Raw genomic sequence first — 25205 nt, 5'->3', positions numbered from 1 at the left:
ATAGGCGGCCGCATCCCCAGCCTCGGTCAATGGGCCGTCTTTCAGCGGAAATCCCACGTAGCTTGACAGGAAAAGGTTTCGGCGGAAGTCGATGTCGACGCCAATCCCGACGGAGGCGAGTGTGGCGTCATCGACTTCAAAATCTGCAGGTGCGTTGTTGGACACATAGCCGAGATCCAAAAACGCAAACGGCGAGACGCGGTTGATGCCGGGTGTGGCTGGGAAGTAGCTTTGGGACAGCTCGAACAGAGCGCTGACCCCGGAATCCCCATCCACTTCGTCAAAGCGGTAGCCGCGCAAACCGTAGCGATCGCCGAGGAAGAACTCTTCGACAGAGGGCAGTCGATCATTGGTGCACTGGCCCCAAATTTCCGTGCGCCACGCGGTATTGGCGGCAAGCGCGCTGAGCGGGCTTTCGTATCCAAAACCGCCGCGCAGATGCCAGAAGGAGGCATCCCCATCGTCAAATCCCGGTGCGGAATTGCTGTCTTCGTCTCTCCATAAGACAGCGTGGCCCCCGCTTCCAAGGCCCCGCCGCTGGCGAAGCTTTTGCCGTAAAGATAGGTCAGCCCGATGACATCCGCTTCGCTGGACAGAGGGACGCCGCCGCTTTCTGAATCTGATTGGGACAGGCGATAATCCAGCAGCAGGTAGCCATAGCTTTCAACGTCCCTGACCACCGGGTAGCCTAGAGCGAGCGTCAGATTTTCCCCGTCGATCTCTGTTCTCGCAAAGCTGCCGCAGATATCACGGCGCGCATTCACAGAGCCATAATAGAGCTCGCCATAAAGACCGTTGCTGTGCAGAGGCAAACGATAGGTGAGTGCGCCCCAAAGGGACTCCTCGTTGTCCTGATCCCAGTTGATGGTGCCTGAGGCTTCAAGCCGGAGAAGATCGCCAACGGCAAAAGTGGAGTAAAATTCCTGCGCCAGATAGAGGCTTAGGGCTTCGCCAAGCTCCCGCGGCGGGTTGTCGAGCGTGGCCGTGCCTGCGGATTTGGCCTGTTCCTCAACCAACACACGCAGACGAGCCCCATTTGACGTTGGGAAATCTATCTCGGTGGAGAGGTCAATGTTGGGGATATTTTCTGCCAGCATCACCGCGCGTTCAAAGCGTTTGAGCGGCAGTACAGGCACGGAGAGCAACGGCGCAAACACACGCTCCAGAGCGGCGTATGTGCGGGCATCAACGCCTTCGATGATCACCTCCTAAAGGTGACCTTCATCCACCACGATTGCGCGGCCATCAGACGCCATCCGGGCCTCGGCCAGAAAATAGCCGTCCTCGCGATAGATCTGGGAAATCGCGGCGGCAACCTGTTCTGCTGTGATCTGCCCGTGACGCTCAAAGGCAACCTGGCCAGCAAAGGTGAGCAGGACGTCGGCGTCATAAACGGTGACGCCTTGGACGCTGTGGGTGGCTTGCGCATCCCAGCTCTGCGCACGCAGGGGAGCAGCCCAAACCGCCAAACAGAGAACAAAACTGGCGCAAACACGCAAAGACAACCGCATAGAGCACATACCAAAACCAAAGGTGCAACCTGCGACAAGCCTAGCCGCCAACAAAACAACCGGTAAACAAAAAACGGGGTTCAGGCGCCCGTGCCGACGCAAGAGTTGCCGTCACGCGCCACCTGATGGCGGACAGAAGAGGTTATTTGGTGAAATTGATGGGCAGGCGGAAGGTATGAAAGGAGGCGCGGATCAGATCTGCGCCCCCTCTTCGTTTGATTGCGATTATGCAGACAGTCTTGCGTCCACATAGAGCACGCCGCGTTTGGTGCGCTCCAGATCGGTTTGCACCCGGTAGGTGGCGCCGATCTCTGACAGAGCAAGAATGTCTTCTGGCGTCCCATCTGCGAGGATGGCGCCTTGGCGCAGGAGCACCAGACGGTCACAGAATTTGGCTGCGAGATTAAGGTCATGCAAAGCGGCAATCACGATGGGGTGCTTGCGCTCCATTTCGCGGCGGATTGAGGTCATGATCGACAATTGATGATGCAAATCCAGCGCGCTGGTTGGTTCATCCAGCAGGATCACATCCGGTGCGCGCACGATGGTTTGGGCAACGGCCACCATCTGTGCCTGACCGCCGCTCAGATCCGCGATCCCGCGATCTGCAAGATGAGACAGGCCAAGCGCGTTGAGCGTGTCGGCCACGCGGTCCAGATTGTCATCGCGCACGCGCCAGCCCGTGGTTTGTTTGAGCGCCAGCAAAACGCTTTCAAACACCGTAAGCAAAGCGTTGCAGCCAAAGGCCTGCGGCATATAGGCGATGCGGCGCACCCGTTCTTTGCGGGATAGATGGGTGATGTCTTGCCCCTGCAACATCACCTGTCCTGAAGACGGCGCAAGCAGGCCGGCGAGCACTTTGAAGAGCGTGGATTTGCCTGCTGCATTGGGGCCGATCAGCCCTACAAAACTGCCAGGGGCGATGTCGGGAAGGCAGACATCGCGCAGGATTTGCACCTTGCCATATCCGGCATTCACATCTGTGACACGCAGCGTCATGACAATTTCTCCCGTCGTGTGCTGAGGATGATGGAGATGAAGACCGGCACACCGATCAGCGAGGTGATGATGCCGATCGGGTATATGATGCCCGGGGTGATGGATTTGGAAATGAGCGACGTGAGCGACAACACCAATGCGCCCACCAGGGCGGACAGGGGCACAAAGAAGCGTTGATCTTCCCCAACCAGAAGGCGGGCAATATGCGGCCCGACAAGGCCGACAAAACCAACGGTACCCACAAAGGACACCGCTGTCGCGGCCAGCAGCGATACGCAGATCAGCATCTCCACACGCAAGCGGGCCACATCGACCCCCAGGCTTTCTGCAGTGGCCTCGCCCATGCGCAGGGCGGTCATGGGCCAGGTCCGCAGCAGGCTGAACGGGATTGCGACGGCCAAGAGAAGCGCGCCGATGCTGATCTTTTCCCAGCTCGCGCGGCTGAGAGAGCCCATCATCCAGAAAACAATCCGCGCGATCTGATCCTCAGAAGCCATATATTGCATCAACGCCAGAAGCGCCGAGAAGGTGAAGAAAATGGCGATGCCAAAGAGGATCATGGTTTCAGAGCCGACGCCTTTGAGGCGTGTGGCCAAGAGAATGAACCCACATGTGGCAAGCGCAAAAACAAAGGCGTTGGTTGTCACAAGCAGCGGGCCGACCGCCGGGATCACCGAAACCCCGAGCACGATCGCCAAGGAGGCGCCAAAACTGGCCGCCGCAGACACGCCCAATGTGAAAGGCTCTGCCAGCGGGTTGTTCAGGATGGTCTGCATCTGCGCGCCGGCCACGGCCAGCAGCGCGCCGACCAGCACGGCGGTCACCGCCACCGGCAAGCGGTAGTCCCAGACAATCACCTTCAACCGAACGCCGTGCGAGAGCGGGTCAAGAAACACCTCGGCCACTGTCGACAGTGGATAATGCCCGGGGCCGGTCGCCACATCGAGAAAGAAGCTTATAGCCAGAAGCGTGGCGATCACGCCAATCATGCCATATCGCCGGGCGACCTGCGCGCCATAGCTCTGCCGCATCTGCTGCGCTGTCAGTTCCGCACTCATCAAAAATCCTCTTAAGGCAAAAAGCCCCGACTGGCACAAAGCCAATCGGGGCAAAGAGCAGCGTGATCAGCTGCCGGATTTCAGGGTGCCCCAGAAGACGCCCGAATAGTCAATCGGCAGGAAGCGGTCATGCAGCTCTTGCATGGTGGCCTCTGGATCTACATCGGCAAACAGCTCCGGGTGCAGCCATTTGGCAAAGGCCTGCATCGCCACAAAGTGGTAAGGGCTGTTGTAGAACTGGTGGTAGACCGAGTGGAAACGGCCGTTCTTCACGGCAGACAGCTCTGGCCATCCCTCACGTGCGGCAAGACCTGCCAGACGTTTCTGCACCGTGGCGGCGTCGGCCTCATAGCCAAAGAGCACGGCGATGGTGTCCGGGTTGGCCTCTGACCAGTTGGCACCGGTGCCGATGATCACGTCTGGGTCATCCGCAAAGATGGCCTCAAGGCTGACATTGGTTTTAAAGCCCGGGAATTTGAGCGAGCCCCAGTTGCGACCACCAGACAGGTCCACCAAGCGGCCCAGGTTTGCCGCGCCGTAAGTGGAGCAGCATTTGTTAGGATTGTAGCCCGCAGCATTTTCAATGAACACGATGGGGCGCTCTTCCGCCGGGATCTGCGCCACGCGGGAGTAGATCAGCTTGGTTTGCTGCTGGTAGAAATCGGCAAAGGCGTCTGCTTCGTCGCGTTTGTCAAAGATACGGCCCATCAGCTGAATGCTGGGCAGGGCGTTTTCTGTAGGGTTCTGGCGGAAATCCACAAAGACGGTCGCAACACCGGCTTCTTCCAGTTTGTCGATGATGCCGCTTTCCTGCGCCTTGAGCAGGTTGCCGAGGTTCATGAACACAACCTCGGTGCCCAGCGCGATCACGGCCTCAAGATTCCACTCGTCAGAATAGGGGCTGCCAAAGCTCGGCAGATCTGCGATCTCTGGATAAGTTGCCAGATATTTGCGGTAGGCATCCGGATCATACTTGATCATGTCGTCTTTCCAGCCGACGACACGGGCAAACGGGTTTTCCTGATCCAGCAGAGCGATGGAGTAGATCATGCGACCTTCGCCAATCACCACTTTGGACGGATTTTTCTCTACTTCGACAACGCGCCCGGCGATGTCGGTCAACTTGATGGTCTCTGCAAATGCGAACGTGGCGGACGCGATGGATAGCGTCAGAGCTGCGGCGGCGGAGCAAAGACCCCGCGTCAATGATGTGACGGACATGGGTCTCTCCCTGAAAATGTTTCCCATGGCGGTGGCCATGGACTGCGCACTGATAGGTTTATCTTAGTATTTTTGTCAAGTTACCAAATTGGCGTTTGCGAGGCCGCGAAGCGTTTCTTTGAGACCACACCTCACCCGAGCATCCCATGCGGATTCGCTTGGTTGCAGGCGCGTTCTAATTACGTCAAACAGCGCAGAGCATGTCTGACTCGTGGCGCGCTTTATCAAAAATCCATTGAAAATATTTCGGGAAAGCCACCGCTATTTTGCGCAATCAGAATCCCTAGACTGCCGACAATCTGAAAACCTCGGATAGGACCGGAGGAGGCCTCTAGGGCACATGGCGCATCAGGACGAAATACGCTGCCAAAGTGGTGCAGATGCGCTTCCTGTGACAGGAGTCGACGCCTATGTCTGCCTCACCGGTTCTCAAACCAAACGCGCTCGGTTCAAATCCGGATGTGCTGAATTCTGCGATGGGCGATCCATCGCACCCTTGATCTGCCCCATCGGGGCAGGCGGTAGCCGCGACAAGCGGCCTGCGGTGATTGGCGCGACTGTTCAAGCCGACGTCATTACTGCTCTGACCTCTGAAACTGCCGCAATTCCCCAAGTTTGGGGCTCTGTTCCGCATATCGCGGCGCAGTGAGAAACGCCGGGGGCGCGGTTTGAGGAGAAACCGCCCACACGGCTTACAGATGGAGGTCCCAATGAGGGATGGTAGTTATACCTACAAGCTGTTTCACCGCAGCGATTTCAGCGCGTTTTGGGCGCTGTTTACCGACAACCTGATCAATCTGATGGTCTTAGCAGGGATCTGTCAGTTCGTGTTCAACATGCCCGCAGATATCGTTTACGGCCGGATCGTGCCGGGCGCTGCAGTGGCCATTCTCGCCGGTATTGCGGTTTATGTCGGCCTCGCCAAACGCGCCGCCGCCCAGCATGGGCGTGATGTGACCGCGATGCCCTACGGCATTTCAACACCGGTTATGTTTGTCTATCTCTTTGGTGTGATCGGCCCGATCTACTGGTCCACCAATGACCCGATGCTGGCCTGGCAGGTCGGGATTGGTGCGGGCTTTATGGGGGGCATCGTCGCGGCTCTGGGGGCGGTGATTGGCCCTTGGCTCAAACGGGTCACGCCGCGCGCCGGGATGCTGGGCACCTTGTGCGGCATCGCGCTGGTGTTCATTGGCACCGTGCCGCTCGCCACCGTGTTTGAGAACCCGTTCATCGGCTTTGCCTCTATGATCATCATTCTCTGGGGCCTCGTTGGACGGTTCCGTCTTCCGTACAATATTCCAGCAGGTTTGTTGGCTTTGATCGTGGGCACAATCGTTGCGCTGAGCATCGGTGAGGCCAAGTTGAGCGCGGACGGCGTTGGCTTCTATGCGCCCCTGCCATATTTCGGCGATCTGATTGCCGGCATCCAGCATCTGTTTGCCAATCCGGAGCTGTTTCTGGTGCTGATACCGGTCCAGATCTACAACTTCATTGAGACGATGAACAACGTGGAGAGCGCGGAAGCGGCAGGGGATCACTATCCTGTGGCAACCTGCCAGATCACCGATGGTCTGGGCACGATGGTGGGCGCGGTGTTTGGCTCGCCCTTCCCAACCACGGCCTATATCGGGCATCCGGCTTACAAGCGCATGGGCGCGCGTGCGGGCTATATCATCGGGGTTGGCGTGGTCATTCCACTCGCTGCCTTTCTGGGGCTGCTGGCCTTCCTCAACAACCTGATCCCAGTGGCCGCCGCCGCGCCGGTTCTGGTGTTTGTGGCGCTGAGCCTGATCACCAACACCGCGCATTCGGTCAAGACCGAGCATATGGCCGCTGTGACCATCGCGATGATGCCGCATGTCTCAGCCTTTCTTATGGTCAAATGGGGCTCCCTCATGGGCGCTTTGGGCGCGGTCGGGGTTGCCGGGCTGCCCCAACTGGGTGACGAGGCGCTGACCGCCGCCCTGCTTCAGCAAGGGGCGCATTTTGAAGGCCATCTCGCCCTATCCCAAGGGGCCATTCTGACGGGCCTCATTTGGGGCGCGATTGTTGCGAGTGTGATTGATGGCCGCTTCCGCAATGCCGGAGGGTTTGCCCTGGCCGCATCTGCCATGTCAGCGGTTGGTATCATCCACGGCGCAAGCCTGCATTGGCCCGAGCTGTCAGGTGTGACCGCCGGTTACCTGATCTCCGCAGCCTTCCTCTATATCTATCCGCTCTTTCACCGTGAGGACGACATGGTGAACCAGAACGCGGTGGTGGAAGACGCCCCGGCACCGGCGGAATAAGCCCCCCCAAGACACCAAATATGCAGGCTGCCCAAACACCTTCTTTGGATGGCCTGCACACTAAGCCCGGATAAGTCAGCCTCAGGACGTTCTTGACGCCGCTTCTCCCCCGATGGCCTCGGTCAGAGCTTGGGCAGCCTCCACCACCGGCTGGCTGAAACGGGTGATCTCTTCAGAGCCGACCCGGCTTGTCGGTCCGGAGACCGAAATCCCGGCAACCGCTTCATTGTTAAGGTCAAACACCGGCGCAGCGATGCAGCGCATGCCGATATTTTTCTCCTCATTGTCCACCGAATACCCCCTCTCGCGTATCAGCGCGAGATCGGCGTGCAGGGCAGACTGATCTGTGATGGTAAAATCGGTGAAGGCCTCAAGCGCGTTGGCTGAGAGCACACGCTCCAGCCGGTCCGCATCCATATGGGCGAGGAGCGCCTTACCAATTCCAGAGGCGTGCATCTGAGACAGGGTGCCAGGCGGAAAAAACGCCCGAATGCTGGCATGGGTTTCGACCTGACTGAGAAACAGCACCGCGCCTTCACGTTCCACGCCGAGATTGGCGGTCTCACCTGTTGCTTCCATAAGACGGCGCATGATTGGGCGGGCGCGATCGACCAAGCTGGTTCGGCGCAGATACCGCGCCCCGATCACAAAGGCGCGGGGGCCGATGTGCCAGACCTGCTCGTAGCGATCAAACTCCACAAGACCGCGGCCCTCAAGCGTGATCAGCACCCGGTAAACCGTGGCGGGAGATTGCCCCATTTCATCGGCGAGCTGAGACAAAGGCTTGCCCTGCGCCTCGCTGAGATATTCGAAGACCTCCATGGCGCGATCCAGAGATTTGATCGTGTTTTGCGCGGTCTTGTCATCCCACCCACGAGGCCGCCCTCGGGACTTTCGAGCGCTCGAAACCTGATTATCTTGAAAATCCATAAATACTCACATTTTCGAAGTGAAAACCAAATTCATTATATGAAAAAACCAAGCATATGACAACAAACAGATTTTTTGATCCATCCGAACTTCACGACCAAAAATCAAAAAAATATCGGGGTGCCGGACTCCTGCTTATGGTCGTTTCTGTGACGCAAGGAGATTATCCATGAGCTTTCAAAACCCCGTCTTCATCCCCGGCCCGACGAACATTCCCGAAAGCCTGCGCAAGGCTTGCGACATGCCGACGATTGACCACCGGTCCCCCCTGTTTGGGCAAATCCTGCATCCGGCCCGCAAAGGTGTGCGCGAGGTTCTCAAAAGCGCAAACGCGGAGATTTTCATCTTTCCCGCCACCGGCACCGGAGGCTGGGAGACCGCTTTGACCAACTGCCTGTCAGCTGGCGACAAAATTCTTGCAGCGCGCAATGGGATGTTCAGCCACCGCTGGATCGACATGTGCGAGCGTCATGACCTGGATGTTCAGGTTGTGGAGACCCCGTGGGGAGAAGGCCTGCCAGCGGCGCGCTATGAAGAGATCCTCAGCGCAGACACGCAGCATGAAATCAAAGCTGTGCTGGCCACACACAATGAGACCGCAACCGGAGTGAAGTCTGACATCGCCGCCGTGCGGCGGGCGCTGGATGCGGCGGGCCACCCTGCGCTGCTGTTTGTGGACGGCGTGTCCTCTATCGCGTCGATGGACTTTCGCATGGATGAATGGGGCGTGGATGTTGCGGTGACCGGCTCACAGAAAGGTTTTATGCTGAGCGCGGGTCTGGCTATTGTGGGCTTCAGCCCGAAAGCGGTTGAGGCCAGCCAGAGCGCTGCGCTGCCACGCACCTTCTTTGATATTGCCGACATGCGCGCGGGCTATGCCAATAGCGCTTATCCCTACACGCCTGCCGTTGGTCTGCTCAATGGTCTGAACGAAGCCTGCAGCATGCTGCTCGATGAGGGGCTTGAAAACGTCTTTGCACGCCACCATCGCATCGCGGAAGGTGTGCGGGCGGCTGTGCGGGCCTGGGGGCTGGACCTTTGTGCCACCGACCCGTCGCTTTATTCAGATACGGTCAGCGCCATCCGCACGCCCGAGGGCTTCAATGCCACCGATATCGTGACCCACGCAGCCAGCAAATACGGCGTCGCCTTTGGAGTTGGACTTGGCGAGGTGGCCGGAAAGGTGTTCCGCATTGGCCATCTGGGCAGCCTCACCGATGTGATGGCCCTATCCGGTATTGCCACGGCTGAAATGTGCATGGCCGACTTGGGACTGGATATCACACTGGGCTCAGGCGTCGCTGCAGCGCAGGACTATTACCGCGGCAACACAGCTGTGCCCCGGCAAGACGCCGCATAAGAGAGAGGCAGCCGGAATGTATATCCCGACCTATGACGACATGCTGAGCGCCCACGCGCGGATCAAGCCTTATATTCGTAAAACACCGGTGCGGACATCAGACTATCTTAATGAGCTGACCGGGGCCAAGCTGTTCTTCAAATGTGAGAACTTTCAGGAGCCGGGCGCGTTCAAAGTGCGCGGCGCGACTAATGCCGTGTTTGGCTTGGACGACGCGCAGGCAGCAAAGGGCGTGGCGACGCATTCTTCGGGCAACCACGCCTCCTGCCTGAGCTACGCCGCCATGAAACGCGGCATTCCCTGCAATGTCGTTATGCCGAGCACGGCCCCGCAGGCAAAGAAAGACACTGTGCGCCGCTATGGCGGTAAAATCACCGAATGCGCGCCTTCGACATCTTCGCGCGAGGAGACCTTTGCCAAGGTGCAGGCGGAAAGCGGTGGCGATTTTGTCCATCCTTACAACGATCCGCGGGTGATCGCGGGTCAGGGCACCTGTTCCAAGGAATTCGTCGAGCAGGTGGACGGGCTCGATGCGGTTGTGGCGCCCATTGGCGGCGGCGGGATGATTTCGGGCACCTGCCTGACACTTGCCACGCTGGCGCCGGAAACACAGGTGATTGCCGCTGAGCCGGAACAGGCCGACGACGCATATCGCAGCTTCAAGGCGGGCCATATCATTGCTGATGATGCCCCCAAGACGATCGCGGATGGTCTGCTTGTGCCGCTCAAAGATCTGACATGGCACTTTGTGTCCAACCACGTGAGCGAGATCTACACCGCTTCTGAGCAGGAGATCATCGACGCGATGAAACTCATCTGGAAACACCTGAGGATCGTGATGGAGCCCTCAAGTGCGGTGCCGATGGCCACGGTTCTGAAGAACCCCGAGGCCTTCAAAGGCAAACGTGTCGGTCTGATTGTCACCGGTGGGAATGTCGATCTCGACACCCTGCCCTGGCTCACGACCCCCTGACCCAAACATCGAGACAGCCCCAAGGCGCGGGCAAATTCTGACGGAGGAGCATGAAATGAAAGACCTGAGCAACCTCAATGATTTCGAAGTCGGCTATGACATTCCCGCCAAACCGGGGATGGACGAAGCGGATATTCAGACACCGGCATTGGTGCTGGATCTTGATGCGCTGGAACGCAACATCAAGAAAATGGGGGACTATGCCAAGGCGCACGGCATGCGCCATCGGGTGCATGGCAAGATGCACAAATCGGTGGAAGTGGCCAAGCTTCAGGAGAAACTGGGCGGCGCGGTTGGCGTGTGTTGCCAGAAAGTCTCGGAAGCCGAGGTGTTTGCACGCGGCGGGATCAAAGACATTCTTGTGTCCAATCAGGTCCGTGACCTCGCCAAGATTGACCGTTTGGCCCGCCTGCCCAAATTCGGCAGCCGCACCATTGTCTGTGTCGATGATCTGGAGAATGTCGCCGACCTGTCCTCAGCTGCAGGGCTGCAGGGCACAGAACTGGAAGTGTTTATCGAGATCGACTGTGGCGCAGGGCGCTGTGGTGTGACCTCCACGGCGGAGGTTGTAAAAATCGCCAAGGCGGTCAAGGCGGCGGAGAACCTGAAATTCAGCGGCATTCAGGCCTATCAGGGCGCCATGCAACATATGGACAGCTATGATGATCGCAAAGCCAAACTGGATATCGCGATTGCCATGGTGGAAGACGCCGTTGCCGGATTGAAGGAAGCGGGCATCACATGTGAGCTGGTTTCCGGTGGCGGCACCGGGTCCTACTATTTTGAGTCCAATTCGGGCGTCTACAACGAGCTCCAATGCGGCTCTTACGCCTTCATGGACGCGGACTATGGCCGCATTCTGGACAAAGAGGGCAACCGTATTGATCAGGGCGAATGGGAAAACGCCTTCTTCATCCTGACCTCCGTGATGAGCCATGCAAAATCCGACAAGGCGATTGTGGACGCAGGCCTCAAGGCACAATCCGTCGATTCAGGGCTGCCCGTGATCTTTGGGCGTGATGACGTGGAATACATCAAATGCTCTGACGAACACGGTGTTGTCATGGATCCGAACGGCGCCTTGAAAGTGAATGACAAGCTCAAACTGGTGCCGGGGCACTGTGACCCAACCGCAAATGTCCATGATTGGTACGTCGGAGTGCGCAACGGCAAGGTGGAATGCGTCTGGCCGGTGTCAGCGCGCGGCCGGGCCTATTGATTGAACGCCTGAGGCAGAAGCTCCGGCAGGGTGAAGCTGCCAGAAAGACGCCCGTGAGCCGGTTTCTCTTCCGATCCGACGCACAGGCGCACCAATGCAAAGTGAGAAAAATATGCTGATTGTTCCTGAACGCGAGATTGCCGACCTGATGACGCGGGAGGCGGCCTTTGACGCTGTGGAGCGTGTCTTTGCAGCCATGGCCTCAGGCAACGCCAACAATTTCCCGGTTGTGCGCGAAGCCATCGGCCATGAGGAGGCGCTCTACGGTTTCAAAGGAGGCTTTGATCAAGCGGGGCTGACCCTCGGGTTGAAGGCGGGCGGCTATTGGCCCAACAACCTGGAAAAGCGCAATCTGATCAACCACCAGTCCACGGTATTTCTGTTTGACCCGGACACAGGGAAAGCCAAAGCGATGGTTGGCGGCAACCTCTTGACCGCATTGCGCACCGCTGCTGCCTCATCTGTGTCGATCAAACATCTGGCGCGCGAAGATGCCAAGGTGATTGGTATGGTTGGCGCCGGGCATCAGGCCACATTCCAGCTGCGCGCGGCGCTGGAACAGCGCAACTTTGAAAAGGTGATTGGCTGGAACTATCACCCTGAAATGTTGCCAAATATTGAGAAGGTCGCCAATGAGGCCGGGCTGCCGTTTGAGGCGGTCGAGTTGCCCGATCTGAGAGAGGCGGATGTGATCATTTCCATCACCTCGGCATTTTCACCTTCGGTGATGGCGGGTCATATTTCAGAGGGCACCCACATCGCCTGTATGGGCACCGACACCAAGGGCAAACAAGAGGTTGAGGCGGAACTTCTGGTCAGGGCCAATGTCTTCACCGATGAAGTCGCCCAATCGGTATCCATCGGCGAAGCGCAGCACGCGGTTGGTCAGGGGCTTATCAAAGACACTGATGTTGCCGAGATCGGCGCGGTCATCAACGGCACGATTGCCGGCCGCACATCGCCAGATCAGATCACGCTGTTTGATGGCACCGGTGTCGGCCTTCAGGATCTCGCGGTTGCGGCGGCGGTTGTCGATCTGGCTGTCAAAAAAGGCGTCGCCATTGAGGTTGATTTCTAACGCTTTCTGCGCATTCCACTCACTCCCCCTGACTGCATGCGCGGCCCGGTGTCTTGATGACGCCGGGCTTTTTTGCGTCCCAGACCCCGCCAATCCTGACGCGCAGAAACCGCCTATCCGCCCAATTCATACGCACCATCCCGGTGCAGCTGGCCCGAAAGCCGACCATTGTTTCGTTTTTTTTGATACTGCTTGGCTTTTGACTGCGATAGCAGAATAAACATGCCTCCAATAGAGTGTGTCAGAACACGACTTTTAGGAGGACCGCCATGTACGATATGGCAATCTTGTGGGACTGGATCGCATTTTCAGTACGCTGGCTTCACGTCATCACAGCGATGGCCTGGATTGGGGCCTCATTCTATTTCATCGCACTCGACCTGATGCTCAAACCCGCCGAGCACCTGCCCAAGGGCGCGTTTGGCGAGGAATGGGAGGTCCATGGCGGCGGATTTTATCACACTGTGAAATACCTCGTGGCGCCTGCTGAGATGCCCGAGCACCTGACATGGCACAAGTGGCAGAGCTACACGACCTGGCTGTCTGGTGCCGCGTTGCTGATGATTGTGTACTGGGTTGGCGGCGAACTCTTTTTGCTCGATCCGACCAAAGCCGATCTGGCACTCTGGCAGGGGATTTTGATCAGCGGTGGCTCACTGACGATTGGCTGGCTGGCATATGACGCGATGTGCAAATCCAAACTGAGCGAACAACCCACCCTGTTGATGTTGCTGCTGTTTGCCATCCTCGTGTTCATGTCCTGGGGGTACAATCAGCTGTTCACAGGCCGCGCGGCGCTGCTGCATCTGGGCGCGTTCACGGCGACCATCATGACCGCCAATGTTTTCTTTCAGATCATGCCCAATCAGCGGATTGTGGTGGCAGACCTGAAAGCCGGCCGGACGCCTGATGCGAAATACGGCAAAATTGCCAAGGTCCGCTCGACCCACAACAACTACCTGACGTTGCCGGTCGTGTTCCTGATGCTGTCCAACCACTACCCTCTGGCCTTTGCGACGGAGTATTCCTGGATCATCGCGAGCCTGATTTTCCTGACCGGCGTGACCATCCGCCACTACTTCAACACCATGCACAAAACCGGGAAAGGACCGAACTGGACCTGGCTCGCCACTGCGGTGCTCATGGTGGTGATTGCGTGGCTGTCCACCGCGCGCTCAGGTGAAAGCTATGAGGTGTCAGAAGCACGTCAGCTGACGCCTTACGAGCAGAAATACGCATCTGCGGAGCGCTTTGAAGATGCCTATTATGCGGTGATCGGGAACTGCTCAATGTGCCATGCGCGCGACCCCTCATGGGAGGGTATGCACTGGCCCCCAAAGGGCGTTGTGCTGGAAACCGAGGCAGATGTGGCGCGTCATGCGGATCAGATTTATCTGCAGGCCGGTCTGTCTCACGCCATGCCGCCGCCAAACGCGGTCGAGATGGATCGCGACTCCCGCGAGCTGATTGTGGCTTGGGTCAAAGAAGCACGTGGGCAGAACTAAGCGCCCTCTTTCGGCGATCACTCGAAACGTCCGCACTCAAATTCAAACAACAAGCCGCATCAGATGCGGCCTGTTTTCGTTTGAAGACAGCTCGGGCTTAGCCCTCAATCCAGGATTTCACAGTGTCCATATTGTCTGCGATCCAGTCTTCGGCCACTTCGCGCGGATCACGTTTGTTTTCAAACATCTCAACGATCCAGCCGTTGATCTCATCGCCGGTGAACTGAACGTTGGAAAGCATTTGCGCGACCGGCGGATTGCGCTCTTCCAGTGATTTTGAGTAGGCGACGTAGATGTCGTTGGACGCAATCACGCAGTTGAATTCGGACACTTCGAGCCAGTCCTCTGCATCGAGATCCACATCCTCGCAGCCATCGGTCCGGGCTGGCTCTTGCACGGCTGTCAGATCATATTTGACGTGGATGGCTTCGGGGGTCCAATAGTAGAAAAGCTGTGGTTTCTCCGCTGTATACGCGGCCTCAAGACCTGCCTTAAACGTGTCGGCAGACACGATGTTTGGCTCCCACAGCCCGTCCAGACCGTAGGATTTGAACTTGATCTGCCAGCGCTTGGTGGAAGCCCATGTGACGTCGCCAGCCCAATATTCACCTTTGCCGTTGCCATCGGTGTCAAACATAGCGGCCACTTCGGGATTTTTGAGGTCCTCAATGCTTTTGACCGTGTCGCTCATGTAGGACGGCACATAGATGTTGGACGTGCCCTGATAAGGCGCGTTGGTCACAACGGTCTGATTGCCATCGATGTATTCGTCCCAAAGCGCCTGCTGGTTTGGCATCCAAAGGTCGGTAAAGACGTCGATAGAACCATCGCCCTTGTCCATGCCGGCCATGATCACGGCGGCCTGGTTCATACCGGACACGATTTCCGCGTCTCCACCCATCTGGTCTTCGATGATGGTGGAGAGCACATGGCCAATGGCCTGGGCGCCGTTCCAGCTCAGATCTGAGAAGGTGACTTTCTCCTGAGCAGAGGCCCCCGCAGCCGCCCCGAGCAGGGCCGCCAGCGCAACGGATGTCTTAAGAGTTTTCATGAGTGGTTCTCCCTGTGTGTTTTTTGGTTGGGTCAGATACGGCTGAACGAGTTTCGAATGCCGCGCAGGATGCGGTCGATCATCATCGCAACCAGCGCGATGGCGATCCCCGCAAGCAGGCCTTTGCCGGCCTGAGCATCGCCCAGCGCGGCCGTCACAATAGCGCCAAGGCCTTCGGCGCCGATGAAGGCGGATATGGTGGCCATGGAGAGGGCCAGCATGATGGTTTGATTAAGGCCGGCCATGATTGAAGGCACCGCCATTGGCAGCTCCACTTTGCGCAGGAGCTGTCGTTCTGACGCGCCAAAGGCAAGCGCGGCCTCTTTGGTGCTTTCAGGCACCTGCCGAATGCCAAGCGCTGTCAGCTTGATCATGGGGGGCATCGCAAAGACCACCGTGGCCAAAACTGCAGGCGGCTGTGAGATGCCAAAGAAGGCCACCGCCGGCACCAGATAGCTGAGCGACGGGATGGTCTGCATCACATCCAGTATAGGCTCGGTGATGAAACGCGCGATTTTGTTTTTGGCCATCCAGATGCCGATTGGCAGCCCGACAAAGACACAGACCGCGGTCGAGACCACCACAAGCGCCATGGTTTGCATGGCAATCTGCCACAGCTCAAATAGCGCGAGAAAGGTCAGAGACGAGGCCACGAAAGCCGTGGTGCCCATGCCGGTAAAGGTCCAGCTCAGAACCAAAAACAGGAAGGCCACAACCGGCCAGGGGGTCTGCATGAAGGCTACCTCCACCCGGATGAGCGATTGCCGCAAAACATTGGTCATCGCGTCAAAGGCTCCGGCAAAGGAGGCGCGCAGCCAGTTGATGGAGATGTCGATGCTTTCTGCAGAATAGGTGAACAGCGTGACTTTGCGGCCTTGAACCGGTGGTTTGATTTGCGCGACAACCTCGGTGTTGCCCGCATCATCCGTGACACGGCGGTAGGTCACGTCTTCCGGTGGATCAAGGCGCGCCAGTGTGGGGAAATCATCAATAAAGAAGCAGTCAAACCGGTCCCGTGTTGTGATGGCCGCATATTCCTCGACCAGATCGGCGCTGCGACCAAGGTCACGCGCATCGCGGCGAGCGGCACTGCGGGCGGTGTTCTGCTCTGCGGTGCGGTCAGAAATCGCGTTCAGCTGGTCATAAAGCGCCTGTGCCGCAGTGGCATCAGCGCGCACCGTTGTGCTGAGCGTGGCAACGTCGGGCAGCTGGTACTGCGCCATCAGGCTCTCGACACTTTCGGCGGCCCGGATCTGGTTGAAACAGGCCCGTTCATCCAATCGCAGCTGTGTCGCGCGGTAGGTAGTGATCGGGCTGCAGATCAGGATAATGACCAATCCCATTCCCAACCGTTTTGGCGTGACGCCGCTGGCCACAGTGGGATCAATGCGCCAGCGGTTGTATTGGTCGTAATACCACCGGTTCGCCTGGCTCCCCATCCAGATACGCCCCAAGATCAGGAGCATCCAGCCGATGGTGCCGTAGGTGCTTATCCAGTTGGTGTAGCGGGGAATGAGCGTTTTGTTGGCATTGGGATCAAGTTGTGCCTCTGCCAGAAGCGGCGCGAACTTGATCACCTGCATGAGGCAAACGATGGCAACGATGTCGATTGCCAGTGAGACCCAGAACATCAGCCAGACACCCCGCCAGGCAGCCCAGAGCCAAGGCGCGATCACGCCCCAGATATTCATATGCCAGCGTGGCAGTTGCCCGCGTTGGTGGCGCTCAAAGATTGGGGCGTAGTAGTCCGCTTTGGTGACGCAGAACGCCTCGATCGAGACGTCGCGGTCCTCGATGTTGCGCTGTTCGGCCCCTGTGTTCGCCTGCATGCTCATTGGTCTGCACTCCCCTGAAGTCCGTGCAACAGTGTGTTTTTGTCGACCACGCCCACAAGCGCGCCGTCTGCCTTGATGAGGACCGGCAGGTCTGAGTGCGTGCTCAGCTCAACAAGCGTGTCCAAATCATCCTCCGGCCGGGCCACCGGGTGGTCCAGTGCCAGATCAAGCGGCTTTCGCTTGGCCTGATAGGCGCCTGGCGGCACCATGATTTTGGACGCTGACACCAGCTTGAGACGCGAAATGCCCGCGACAAAATCCGCCACGTAATCATCAGCCGGAGCGGTGACGATGTCTTCGGCGGTGCCAATCTGAACAATCTCGCCGTCCTTCATGATGCCGATGCGATCCCCCATCCGGATCGCTTCATCGAGGTCATGGGTGATAAAGACCGTGGTCTTTTTCAGGTTTTCGGACAGCCCAAGAAACTCATCCTGCAAGTTGCGTCGAATGAGCGGATCCAGTGCGGAGAACGGCTCGTCCATCAGCAGGATCTCAGGATCTGCGGCCAATGCCCGGGCGAGCCCCACCCGTTGTTGCATCCCACCGGAGAGCTCTGAGGGAAGCCTGTCCCCATAGCCGTGCAACGACACCGTTTCGAGCGCCTGATCTGCGAGCTGTGCGCGGTGATACGCATCCATGCCGCGCAGCTCGAGGGCGAACCCGATATTGTCGCGCACAGAGCGGTGCGGCAGCAAGGCCATGTTCTGAAATACCATGCCGATCTTGGTGCCCCTGACGGCCCGCAGGGCGTCCTGACGCATTTTGCCAATGTCTTCGCCCAGAATGCGCACGGCACCGGCGGTGGGTTCAATCAATCGGTTGATGTGGCGCACAAGTGTGGACTTGCCGGAGCCTGACAGCCCCATCAGGCAGAAGATCTCTCCCTCAGCGACCTGAAAGCTGGCGTCTTTCACGCCCACAACCGCGCCGAAGCGCTCCAGCACCTCTGCTTTGCCAATGCCTTCTGACCGGATCGCGGCCATGGCCTCATCCGCCTGAGCACCAAAAATTTTCCAGACGCCGTCTATTTCGACAACCGCATCGCTCATGCTCGGGCCTTCTCTCGTTTCGGGTCGTAAAATGGGATGTCACACACCTTGGCGGGGAGACGTTTCATATGGCCATCCAGCTGGCCCACTTCCAAAGCCGTGTCGGTCGCGGAAAACTCCACTGAGAGCCGCGCCATGGCGATGGCGCGCTCAAACATTGGCGAGCGCACAGCAGATGTGATCTGGCCCACCGGACGCTCTCCGGCGAAGACTGGCGCGCCATGTGCTGGCACGTCATCTCCTTCAAACCACAGCCCGCGCAACAGCTTGCGCGGAGCTTGCGCGTTCCGGCTCAGAGCGGCATGGCCGACAAAACCATCTTTCTTCAGGCTGACGGCGAAGCCCAGCCCGGCTTCAAAGGCATCCACACCGGCCGCAAATTCAGCCTGTGCGGCGGCCAATCCCGCCTCCACACGCAAAAGCTCCAAGGCCGCTGATCCCATGGGCGTGATGCCAAACTCCGCACCCGCGGTCACAACAGCCCGCCAGAGCGCGGCAGCATTTTCGCGCGCACAAAAGAGTTCGTAGCCCAGTTCCCCGGTGTAGCCGGAGCGAGAGAGCATGAAGGGGATGCCATCCCGATCCTGAACCCGTGCCACGGTGACGCCAAACCAGTTGAGATCATCGAGAGCCGGAACCGTGCTTTGGGTAAAGGTCAGCTTGCGCAGGAGGTCACGCGATTTTGGTCCCTGAACGGCCAGATTGGGCAGGGCATTGCCCATCGCATGGATACGCACCTGCAGGCCTTCTTGCTTGGCGAGCGCATCAAGCTGTCGTCCACTTTCCTCAGAGCCACAGCACCAGCGGAACAGCTCTGGCCCCAGCCGGAAGAGCGTGCCGTCATCAATGACCTGCCCCGCCTCATCACACATCAAAGTGTAGCTGCCGCGCCAAACCGCCAATCTGGAAACATCACGGGTGGTGGCGCGTTGCAGCAGACGTTCCGCATCCGGGCCGATGATGTCAAATTTCCTGAGGCCGGACATGTCCTGAATTGTGACCGCCTCGCGACAGGCCCAATACTCTCCGATGGTGCCGGTGGCCGGAAAGCTGACGGGCGCCCAAAGATCACGCGCCGGGGCAAAATGCTTGGTCAGCTTGGATGTTTCCGGCGCAAAGGCGCTCTGCTGGCTGATCGACATGGGCGCATCTTCCTTTTCGCGGTAGGCCACGGCATGGCGGATCGGTGCGTCTTTTTTGTAGATGCGCACATGTATGTCGGTGGGGTTCCAGCCGTTGATCGGATCAAGATCGTCCGGACAGGCCGTTGAGGCACAGACCAAAGGCTGCAATGCCTGTAGCGCCACATAGTCCCCGGCCCGAGAGTGGCTTTCTTCGGTCTGAAGTTGATGGGACTGGTGATCAACCCAAGTGTTCCAGAAGAAATTGATCGCGGACCACGCCACACGCGCCCCAACCCCGTAGGAGGCAACTGCGTGGGAGATGTTGTCAGAACAATTCAAATGGCCGGGAAAACCGCGTTCCTCATAGCCGCGCGCGGTGCAGGCCATGCCAAAGGCGTCGTGCCGGCCACATGTGTCTTGCAGCACGCGAATCATGGGGTTCAGATCGCGATCATAGAACTTATCCAGCAGCCCCGGCCCCGGATAGGCGCCGCGCACCATTGTCCGGGTCGCGGTGCTGTCGATGTCGCGCTCCAGCCCCCGGTCGAGCGCATCTACCCGGAGTGCCGTGAAATCGGAGCATTGCTGCCCCTCGACATCGATGATCTGAACGGTCTCGCCTCCTGCCAGCTCATAGGCCATGGCTGTGCCACGCTTGACCGTGAACTCATCTCTTATCTCCCCCAATGGCGGCGGGAGGAGGTCCTCAATATTCGGGGTGTCGGCGGTAGGTGTGACGAAGATCTGGCCAACATGCGCACCGGAAACCAGCGCCGCCACCGGCAAGGCGCGGATTACCCAAACCGTGCAAACTGTCTTGGCCGCAAACACCAGCAGCCCGTCTGCCTCGACCTCAGTAACAGCGGCCCCATCAAGATCGCCACCGCCATGACCGGCATTCCAGCCGAGCAGCGCGCGGTGGTCAAAGCTTTCCAGATCCAGCCGCCCGTTCGCAGTCAGGCCCAAAGCGCCGGGAGCAATCTGGCCTCGGGCATCCAAAACCAACAACGTGATCTGTTGCGCGCTCAGCGGTGTTTCAAAAGACAGGAGGTCACCGGCCTTCAACTCAAACCGACTGGCCTCTCGCGGAAAGAGCGCCTGTGACTGCAACCGGGCACGCGAGGGAAAGCCGGGGAAACGGCGGCGGGTGCCATCAAACCCCATATTGCTAAACTCTCTGAGAACCGGCGTTTGCTGCACGCAACTCCCCTTTTCAATTTGATGTAACTAGTTACATGGCGAAAATCGCAACGAGTCAAGATTTTCCTGTAACCAGTTACAGAACCCTCCTATTGTCGCAGAATGTCACGGCCACCTTCTCACAAAAAACGCGCCAACCTGCGCGACGTCGCGCGCGAAGCAGGGGTTTCGGTGGCAACGGTCTCCCGCGTTTTGAACACGCCAGACCTGGTGCAAGAAGCCACCAGATCCCGTGTGCAAAGGGTGATCGACGACCTTGGGTTTGTGCGAAGCGCCGCGGCGCGGGCCATCAATTCAGGCCGCACTCAAATCCTTGGGGCGCTGGTGCCCACACTGGACAACGACATCTTTGCGATCACCTTAAATGCGATGGAAAACCGCCTTGTGGAGCTGGGGTTTTCACTTGTGGTCGCGACGACGGATGAAGACCCCGAAAAAGAAACCCGCAAAGCAATAGAGCTTTTGGACAATGGGGTGGAAGGACTGGTTCTCACCGGCAAATCCCACACAAAGGCGCTCTTTGACATGCTGGAGCGGCGAGACGTGCCAGCCTTGGTGATTTCCTGTTTTGATCCGGAATATCGGTTGCCCACAATTGGATATGACAACCACAAGGCAGCCGCACTGGCCTATCAGCACCTCAGGTCATCGGGGCATGAAAACATCGCGGTGGTTCACGGCCCAACAGCGTTCAATGACCGCACACAAGCGCGTCTTGACGCCATCTCTGAGCTGCAAGGCCGCGCGCTGCACAACGCGCTGGAAACGGAGCTTTCGGTCGCGGGAGGGGCACACGCTGTGCGGGAATTGCTCAGCCATCCAAATGACTATGACGCCATTTTGTGCCTGTCAGATGTCATCGCATTTGGCGTTCTGAACGCTCTGCACCGGGCCGGAAAATCTGTGCCCAAAGATATATCAGTCATGGGTATTCAGGATTTGCCCGCCTCTGCGGAAACCTATCCACGTCTGACGACTGTGCATTTGCCGGTGCAACAGATGGGCAGGGAGGCGGCCGAAGGCATTGCAAATTGGGTTGTTGATCAACGCCCGCCAGCGCCAATTGAAGTTCAGTCGAGACTTATCGAACGCGAAACTGTGGGCGACAAATCCGGAGCAATTGGGAAGAAGGGGCAGCACGCCACCCCTACCTGAGACAGGTTACCCCAATGGATCAAAACCATATTCGATCAGCTGCGCCATCAACAAACCAGCCTCATCAAGGATTGGGTTGTTTGGACTTGCGGTGAAATTACCAAGGCTCAGCTGTTCGGCCTGAAGGCCGGTGAATGTGGTGACGTTTCCGCCATTGTTGAGGACTTCAATCTGCAAATCGCCGTCCAACTCGCTGATGTCGACCTGGTCTCCGTTGAGAGACTTGAAATCAAAGATATCCTCATCGGGATTGAAGCCATCGATTGTGGTGCGCGCGCCCCAGTTCCAATCAATATCAACAACATCGACGCCTTCTCCAAGGGTCACCACACCGCTGGGCCCCACGCCTGACCCTGTGCCACCAGAAGTGTCATCAGGACTGCCGCCGGTTTCGGTTGCACCGCCATCGCCTCCTGCTCCATCAGGATTACCCGTGCTGCCCGTCAAATCGCCCGTGCGGGTCTGATAGCCATCTGTGGTAGCCCCAAGAGGGGCCTCCGGCGTCAGAAGAACCGTGCGGTCGACAAGCGTGACCTCATTCTGATCAAAGCCAAACGGCGTTTCCAGATTGTCCTCCATCACCTGATCGAAGTGGAACTCGACCAAGCCCGGGATCAGATCAGCCTTGCTCACCCCCGTGAAGGTAAAGCTTTGCCCGCTGGGCAGTGAGGAGATCATCAAACCCGCTTCGGTATCCTCAACGCTCAATCGTTCCCGGGTGCCGAAGTAGAGGAAGCTGATTTTCATTGAGGTGGGATCAAAATTGTCGATCACCTCTGCTCTGCCGTATTCGTGGCTGCGGATATAGACTGTGTCCGCCTGGCGGGGGCCAATGCCCTGCTCCCAGGAAATCACACCGCCCATGTCCTGCCGAAAATGCTCGTTCCCGACGATGCCGAAGCTTTCGATGCTGACATCCTGGTAAGTGACCCCCTGAACAATCTGGGCGGCCTCGGACCAAGGGCTGTCGATGACAATTTCGCCCGAAAGAGATTTGGTCACGATCATGCCGTGGACCGACGTGCCGCCAAAATCAATCTGATCGACGGAGGCATCAAACCCGACGATGTCATCCGCGTTGCTGTCAGCCCGAAAGATCCGTCCGCCCGCATCCGTGCTGCCCGTGACTTCTGCCGGGTTAGAGCCGTCGGCATCATAGCTGAGGGTGTAACCGCCCGCATTTGGGGTGGAAATCTGGGTGCCTATGGCGCTGGCGATTTCGTTGAGCACACCCTGATTGTCCGCCGAAAAATTGGCAATGGAGAGGTCATCTAAGCCAAATCCGGTCAGGATGGTCTGTGTTGTCACGCCGTTTTGGGTGATCGCCACCCGCACGGTCTGACCCAGTGCATCGCCGGATTCCTCAAAGATCTCAAAGTCTGCGGCGGCCACATCCGCACTGATTTCAATCACATCCCCCATATTGGGCAGGAAGCCATCAATAACACGCGCGGGGCTGTCATAGCTGATCGTGACATGCATATGGGTGTGCCCAGCGCCACCATTATGGCCGTCGCCGTCACCTCCATGACCATTATCCCCATGACCGCCATTGCCGTGGCTGGTGTCCCCATCCCCGGTATCTGAGCCACCGTCGTGCCCATCGCCTTGCCCGACAATCGTGGAAAGCTCAGCCCGCGCGGTCGCATCGAGCGCGTGAACGTTGCTCGTCGCAAGCATATCCAGCGTGACACCCTGCAAAGTCAGAGACTGCGCGTTGGACGGCACCGCAATCACAACCGAGCCATTTTCCTCGGTGATCTCAAGCGCATCCGCACCGATCCAATCAATGAAGATGGTATCATTCTGAGGATCAAAATCCGTCACAACACGCGCCGTGCCGTAGGCCCAGGTGACCACGACGTCCGCGTTTGACTTGGTGATCGCCGGATTGTCAAAGTCCTCAGCTGATCCGCCTGGCGCCGGCTCAGGCGCATTGCCCTCGCCTTGGCCGCTATCCGTCCCATCGTCACTGCTGCCGCTGTCCCCGGCGCCGGTTTCGGTGTCGCCAGTGCCGCCTCCGGTCTCACCCCCATCGCCGGCACCACTGTCCATATCTGGCTCGGTGTTGTCTCCCGTGTTGTCACCATCCCCAATGAGGCTCAGGATTTCCTGCGCCGCCGAGTTATCAAGAATGGTGAAATTGGCTGCGGACAAGTCCGCCAATGTGACGCCAACAAGCGTAAGCGATTGCTGATTGGAGGGCACCGAAAACACAACAGAGCCGTTAGCTTCCGTCATTTCAAGATCGCTTGCGGAGATCCAATCCACGAAGATTGTATCTGTGGCCGGATCAAAATCCGTGACCTGTGCGGCCACCCCATAGGTCCATGTCAGCACCACATTTGCGCTGTCTTTGTCGACACCAGCAGTGCCGGTGCCGACCGCTGTCCCCGTGGTTCCAGCCCCAGTGCCGTCGGAGCCGCTGTCAGTTTCCCCGCCAGTATTACCCCCGTCTGCCCCACCAGTGCTTCCGTCCGGGGACCCCAGCCCTTCGTCGCCGGTTTTGCGATCCTCAAAAAACGCAATCATGTCTTCCACTGACGCCGCATCATAGCCGCCAAATTGGTCGATATATTGCAGGATCGACGTGCCATATTCGTCTGTGGAAACAGCACCGCTTTGCAACAGATTCAGCGTGCCGTAAGCGCCCCGCAGATGGGTCGCGGCCAGAATGCCTGTCAGCGTCAGCTCCACCGTGACGGTATTGCCGCTCCCATCCGTATAGGTCGTGGTCTGACCGAGAAAATCATCGAGACTCTGTCCCGCGTTTTCCAAGCCGTTGGTGATGATTTGAAGGTTGAGGCCAAACGCCTCCTGAATGGCGACCGTCTGCGCCTCTTTGGTCATGAACTCTTCTAGAGAGGTCACGCCGTTTTTCCCCGTCCAACTTCCATCCCATGTGTTGGTAGAGGCGCCGTTGCCATAGAACTGATCGTCGTCATAGTAGCCCAGATCGATCAGAAGGGCTTCGCCAAATTGAAACCCGACAAAGCCAAGCGAATTGGTTGAGCGATAGGCCATCGCCTCCCATTCACTGTCGCTCAGGTCGCCCCAGCTGTTGTAGCCCGGGAAGAAATCCTTGACCGGACCTCCGGCCCAAGTGTCCAATTGCCAATCCTGAATGACGCCGGTTTCATACCGATCCCGATCCCAGCCCGATTCAAACGCCAGAAGTGCCGATAGGAAGTCGGAGAAAGTGCCGTTTGACATCAATTGTTTGCCCTTGTTTCAAGTTAGTCGTTCCGCGAGTGGTGGTCGCTTGGGTCAACTGAAACACAGATTTTATGTTGATGTACGGCCATTCCTTTTAGGAAATTCGCCATCGGCGGATTATCGCAACCCGTTGCTTTTAATGAGCAATATTCTGTCAGCTTTGGGCGTTTTTCCGGTCATGCGGCGATAGGCCTGCGTAAAGCTGCTTTGATCCGAAAACCCGCAAAGATGCGCAGTTTCCGCCAAGGACAGATTTGGATCACTCAGAAAGGCACGCGCCAGTTTCATCTGCGTGTTGGACACCAGAGCGCGAAAGCTGGTGCCTTCCATCTGAAGGCGGCGATTGAGGGTGCGCTCAGACATCCCCAGCGCATCTGCGGTATCCCCAAGCTTGGGGCGACCGGATGCCATACCATGCAACAGATGC

Annotated in this window: 20 protein-coding genes; 8 read left to right on the top strand and 12 right to left on the bottom strand. The window is 58.1% G+C overall.

Annotated elements, in window-relative coordinates; translation table 11 throughout:
* Positions 1-41 precede the first annotated feature (41 nt).
* The 5 genes from J7412_RS21900 to J7412_RS17895 form a co-directional block, all read right to left on the bottom strand.
* On the bottom strand, positions 42-1205 hold the full coding sequence (locus J7412_RS21900; protein ID WP_247743999.1) for a hypothetical protein: 1164 nt from the start codon (positions 1203-1205) through the stop codon (positions 42-44).
* 3 nt (positions 1206-1208) lie between these two features.
* The gene (locus J7412_RS17910; protein ID WP_209079997.1) at positions 1209-1511 is read right to left on the bottom strand and encodes a hypothetical protein; all 303 of its coding nucleotides are present in this window, start codon (positions 1509-1511) and stop codon (positions 1209-1211) included.
* 225 nt (positions 1512-1736) lie between these two features.
* Positions 1737-2510, bottom strand: a complete 774-nt coding sequence (locus tag J7412_RS17905) for an ABC transporter ATP-binding protein (protein ID WP_209079995.1) — start codon at positions 2508-2510, stop codon at positions 1737-1739.
* The gene (locus tag J7412_RS17900; protein ID WP_247743998.1) at positions 2507-3568 is read right to left on the bottom strand and encodes an iron ABC transporter permease; all 1062 of its coding nucleotides are present in this window, start codon (positions 3566-3568) and stop codon (positions 2507-2509) included. Before J7412_RS17900 ends, J7412_RS17905 begins: the two co-directional genes overlap by 4 nt.
* 66 nt (positions 3569-3634) lie before the next feature.
* Positions 3635-4789, bottom strand: coding sequence for an ABC transporter substrate-binding protein (locus J7412_RS17895; RefSeq protein ID WP_209079993.1), 1155 nt, complete (start codon positions 4787-4789; stop codon positions 3635-3637).
* A gap of 340 nt (positions 4790-5129) precedes the next feature.
* On the opposite strand from J7412_RS17895, the gene J7412_RS17890 reads away from it, so the two are divergent.
* Both J7412_RS17890 and J7412_RS17885 read left to right on the top strand, forming a co-directional pair.
* Entirely contained in the window at positions 5130-5438 is a 309-nt protein-coding gene (locus J7412_RS17890; protein WP_209079991.1) for a hypothetical protein, read from the top strand.
* Between the two features lie 61 nt (positions 5439-5499).
* Positions 5500-7080 carry a xanthine/uracil/vitamin C permease gene (locus J7412_RS17885; protein ID WP_209079989.1) on the top strand — a complete coding sequence of 527 codons (1581 nt, stop codon included), beginning with the start codon at positions 5500-5502 and terminating at the stop codon, positions 7078-7080.
* Between the two features lie 81 nt (positions 7081-7161).
* Here the strand turns inward: J7412_RS17885 and bhcR are convergent, their stop codons facing one another.
* Complete coding sequence (gene bhcR, locus J7412_RS17880) at positions 7162-8010, bottom strand: HTH-type transcriptional regulator BhcR (protein WP_209079987.1); 849 nt, start codon at positions 8008-8010, stop codon at positions 7162-7164.
* A 169-nt stretch (positions 8011-8179) separates the two neighbouring features.
* Between bhcR and bhcA the strand changes: the two genes are divergently transcribed.
* From bhcA to J7412_RS17855, 5 genes are all read left to right on the top strand, one after another.
* Positions 8180-9370, top strand: coding sequence for an L-aspartate--glyoxylate aminotransferase BhcA (gene bhcA / locus J7412_RS17875; RefSeq protein WP_209079985.1), 1191 nt, complete (start codon positions 8180-8182; stop codon positions 9368-9370).
* 16 nt (positions 9371-9386) lie between these two features.
* Complete coding sequence (gene bhcB / locus J7412_RS17870) at positions 9387-10343, top strand: beta-hydroxyaspartate dehydratase BhcB (protein ID WP_209079984.1); 957 nt, start codon at positions 9387-9389, stop codon at positions 10341-10343.
* 55 nt (positions 10344-10398) lie between these two features.
* Positions 10399-11562 (top strand): 3-hydroxy-D-aspartate aldolase BhcC, encoded by a 1164-nt coding sequence (gene bhcC / locus J7412_RS17865; protein WP_209079982.1) that lies wholly within the window; start codon positions 10399-10401, stop codon positions 11560-11562.
* 112 nt (positions 11563-11674) lie between these two features.
* Complete coding sequence (bhcD, locus tag J7412_RS17860) at positions 11675-12640, top strand: iminosuccinate reductase BhcD (protein WP_209079974.1); 966 nt, start codon at positions 11675-11677, stop codon at positions 12638-12640.
* A gap of 269 nt (positions 12641-12909) precedes the next feature.
* Positions 12910-14145 (top strand): urate hydroxylase PuuD, encoded by a 1236-nt coding sequence (locus J7412_RS17855; protein WP_209079972.1) that lies wholly within the window; start codon positions 12910-12912, stop codon positions 14143-14145.
* A gap of 97 nt (positions 14146-14242) precedes the next feature.
* Here J7412_RS17855 and J7412_RS17850 read toward each other — a convergent pair whose 3' ends face one another.
* Genes J7412_RS17850 through J7412_RS17835 form a run of 4 tightly spaced genes read right to left on the bottom strand, consistent with a single transcriptional unit; the run spans position 14243 to position 20407 of the window.
* Positions 14243-15196 (bottom strand): glycine betaine ABC transporter substrate-binding protein, encoded by a 954-nt coding sequence (locus J7412_RS17850; protein WP_209065395.1) that lies wholly within the window; start codon positions 15194-15196, stop codon positions 14243-14245.
* A gap of 32 nt (positions 15197-15228) precedes the next feature.
* Entirely contained in the window at positions 15229-17031 is a 1803-nt protein-coding gene (locus J7412_RS17845) for an ABC transporter permease subunit (protein ID WP_209079970.1), read from the bottom strand.
* Positions 17028-18083 (bottom strand): glycine betaine/L-proline ABC transporter ATP-binding protein, encoded by a 1056-nt coding sequence (locus tag J7412_RS17840; protein WP_209079968.1) that lies wholly within the window; start codon positions 18081-18083, stop codon positions 17028-17030. Before J7412_RS17840 ends, J7412_RS17845 begins: the two co-directional genes overlap by 4 nt.
* On the bottom strand, positions 18080-20407 hold the full coding sequence (locus tag J7412_RS17835) for a DUF1989 domain-containing protein (RefSeq protein WP_348540509.1): 2328 nt from the start codon (positions 20405-20407) through the stop codon (positions 18080-18082). Before J7412_RS17835 ends, J7412_RS17840 begins: the two co-directional genes overlap by 4 nt.
* Before the next feature lie 102 nt (positions 20408-20509).
* On the opposite strand from J7412_RS17835, the gene J7412_RS17830 reads away from it, so the two are divergent.
* Positions 20510-21562, top strand: a complete 1053-nt coding sequence (locus J7412_RS17830) for a LacI family DNA-binding transcriptional regulator (RefSeq protein WP_209079966.1) — start codon at positions 20510-20512, stop codon at positions 21560-21562.
* 6 nt (positions 21563-21568) lie between these two features.
* On the opposite strand, the gene J7412_RS17825 is transcribed toward J7412_RS17830, so the two are convergent.
* Both J7412_RS17825 and J7412_RS17820 read right to left on the bottom strand, forming a co-directional pair.
* Positions 21569-24775, bottom strand: a complete 3207-nt coding sequence (locus J7412_RS17825) for a hypothetical protein (RefSeq protein ID WP_209079964.1) — start codon at positions 24773-24775, stop codon at positions 21569-21571.
* A gap of 120 nt (positions 24776-24895) precedes the next feature.
* Positions 24896-25189 carry a helix-turn-helix transcriptional regulator gene (locus J7412_RS17820; RefSeq protein WP_280637752.1) on the bottom strand — a complete coding sequence of 98 codons (294 nt, stop codon included), beginning with the start codon at positions 25187-25189 and terminating at the stop codon, positions 24896-24898.
* Positions 25190-25205 lie beyond the last annotated feature (16 nt).

The sequence above is a fragment of the Shimia sp. R9_3 genome (assembly GCF_017743755.1).
Classification (GTDB): domain Bacteria; phylum Pseudomonadota; class Alphaproteobacteria; order Rhodobacterales; family Rhodobacteraceae; genus Shimia.
The sequence above is the reverse complement of the archived record's forward strand: the minus strand, read 5'-3'. Positions and strand labels throughout refer to the sequence as shown.

Bases quoted from the DNA above. Each gene is read 5' to 3' on its own strand.
- bhcC (WP_209079982.1), top strand. From the start codon at position 10,399: ATGAAAGACCTGAGCAACCTCAATGATTTCGAAGTCGGCTATGACATT.
- J7412_RS17890 (WP_209079991.1), top strand. From the start codon at position 5,130: ATGGCGCATCAGGACGAAATACGCTGCCAAAGTGGTGCAGATGCGCTT.
- J7412_RS17905 (WP_209079995.1), bottom strand. From the start codon at position 2,510: ATGACGCTGCGTGTCACAGATGTGAATGCCGGATATGGCAAGGTGCAA.
- J7412_RS17845 (WP_209079970.1), bottom strand. From the start codon at position 17,031: ATGAGCATGCAGGCGAACACAGGGGCCGAACAGCGCAACATCGAGGAC.
- bhcR (WP_209079987.1), bottom strand. From the start codon at position 8,010: ATGGATTTTCAAGATAATCAGGTTTCGAGCGCTCGAAAGTCCCGAGGG.
- J7412_RS17910 (WP_209079997.1), bottom strand. From the start codon at position 1,511: ATGCGGTTGTCTTTGCGTGTTTGCGCCAGTTTTGTTCTCTGTTTGGCG.
- J7412_RS17885 (WP_209079989.1), top strand. From the start codon at position 5,500: ATGAGGGATGGTAGTTATACCTACAAGCTGTTTCACCGCAGCGATTTC.
- J7412_RS17850 (WP_209065395.1), bottom strand. From the start codon at position 15,196: ATGAAAACTCTTAAGACATCCGTTGCGCTGGCGGCCCTGCTCGGGGCG.
- J7412_RS17840 (WP_209079968.1), bottom strand. From the start codon at position 18,083: ATGAGCGATGCGGTTGTCGAAATAGACGGCGTCTGGAAAATTTTTGGT.
- J7412_RS17830 (WP_209079966.1), top strand. From the start codon at position 20,510: ATGTCACGGCCACCTTCTCACAAAAAACGCGCCAACCTGCGCGACGTC.
- J7412_RS17855 (WP_209079972.1), top strand. From the start codon at position 12,910: ATGTACGATATGGCAATCTTGTGGGACTGGATCGCATTTTCAGTACGC.
- J7412_RS17895 (WP_209079993.1), bottom strand. From the start codon at position 4,789: ATGTCCGTCACATCATTGACGCGGGGTCTTTGCTCCGCCGCCGCAGCT.
- bhcD (WP_209079974.1), top strand. From the start codon at position 11,675: ATGCTGATTGTTCCTGAACGCGAGATTGCCGACCTGATGACGCGGGAG.
- J7412_RS17820 (WP_280637752.1), bottom strand. From the start codon at position 25,189: ATGGCATCCGGTCGCCCCAAGCTTGGGGATACCGCAGATGCGCTGGGG.
- bhcB (WP_209079984.1), top strand. From the start codon at position 9,387: ATGTATATCCCGACCTATGACGACATGCTGAGCGCCCACGCGCGGATC.
- bhcA (WP_209079985.1), top strand. From the start codon at position 8,180: ATGAGCTTTCAAAACCCCGTCTTCATCCCCGGCCCGACGAACATTCCC.
- J7412_RS17900 (WP_247743998.1), bottom strand. From the start codon at position 3,568: ATGAGTGCGGAACTGACAGCGCAGCAGATGCGGCAGAGCTATGGCGCG.
- J7412_RS17825 (WP_209079964.1), bottom strand. From the start codon at position 24,775: ATGTCAAACGGCACTTTCTCCGACTTCCTATCGGCACTTCTGGCGTTT.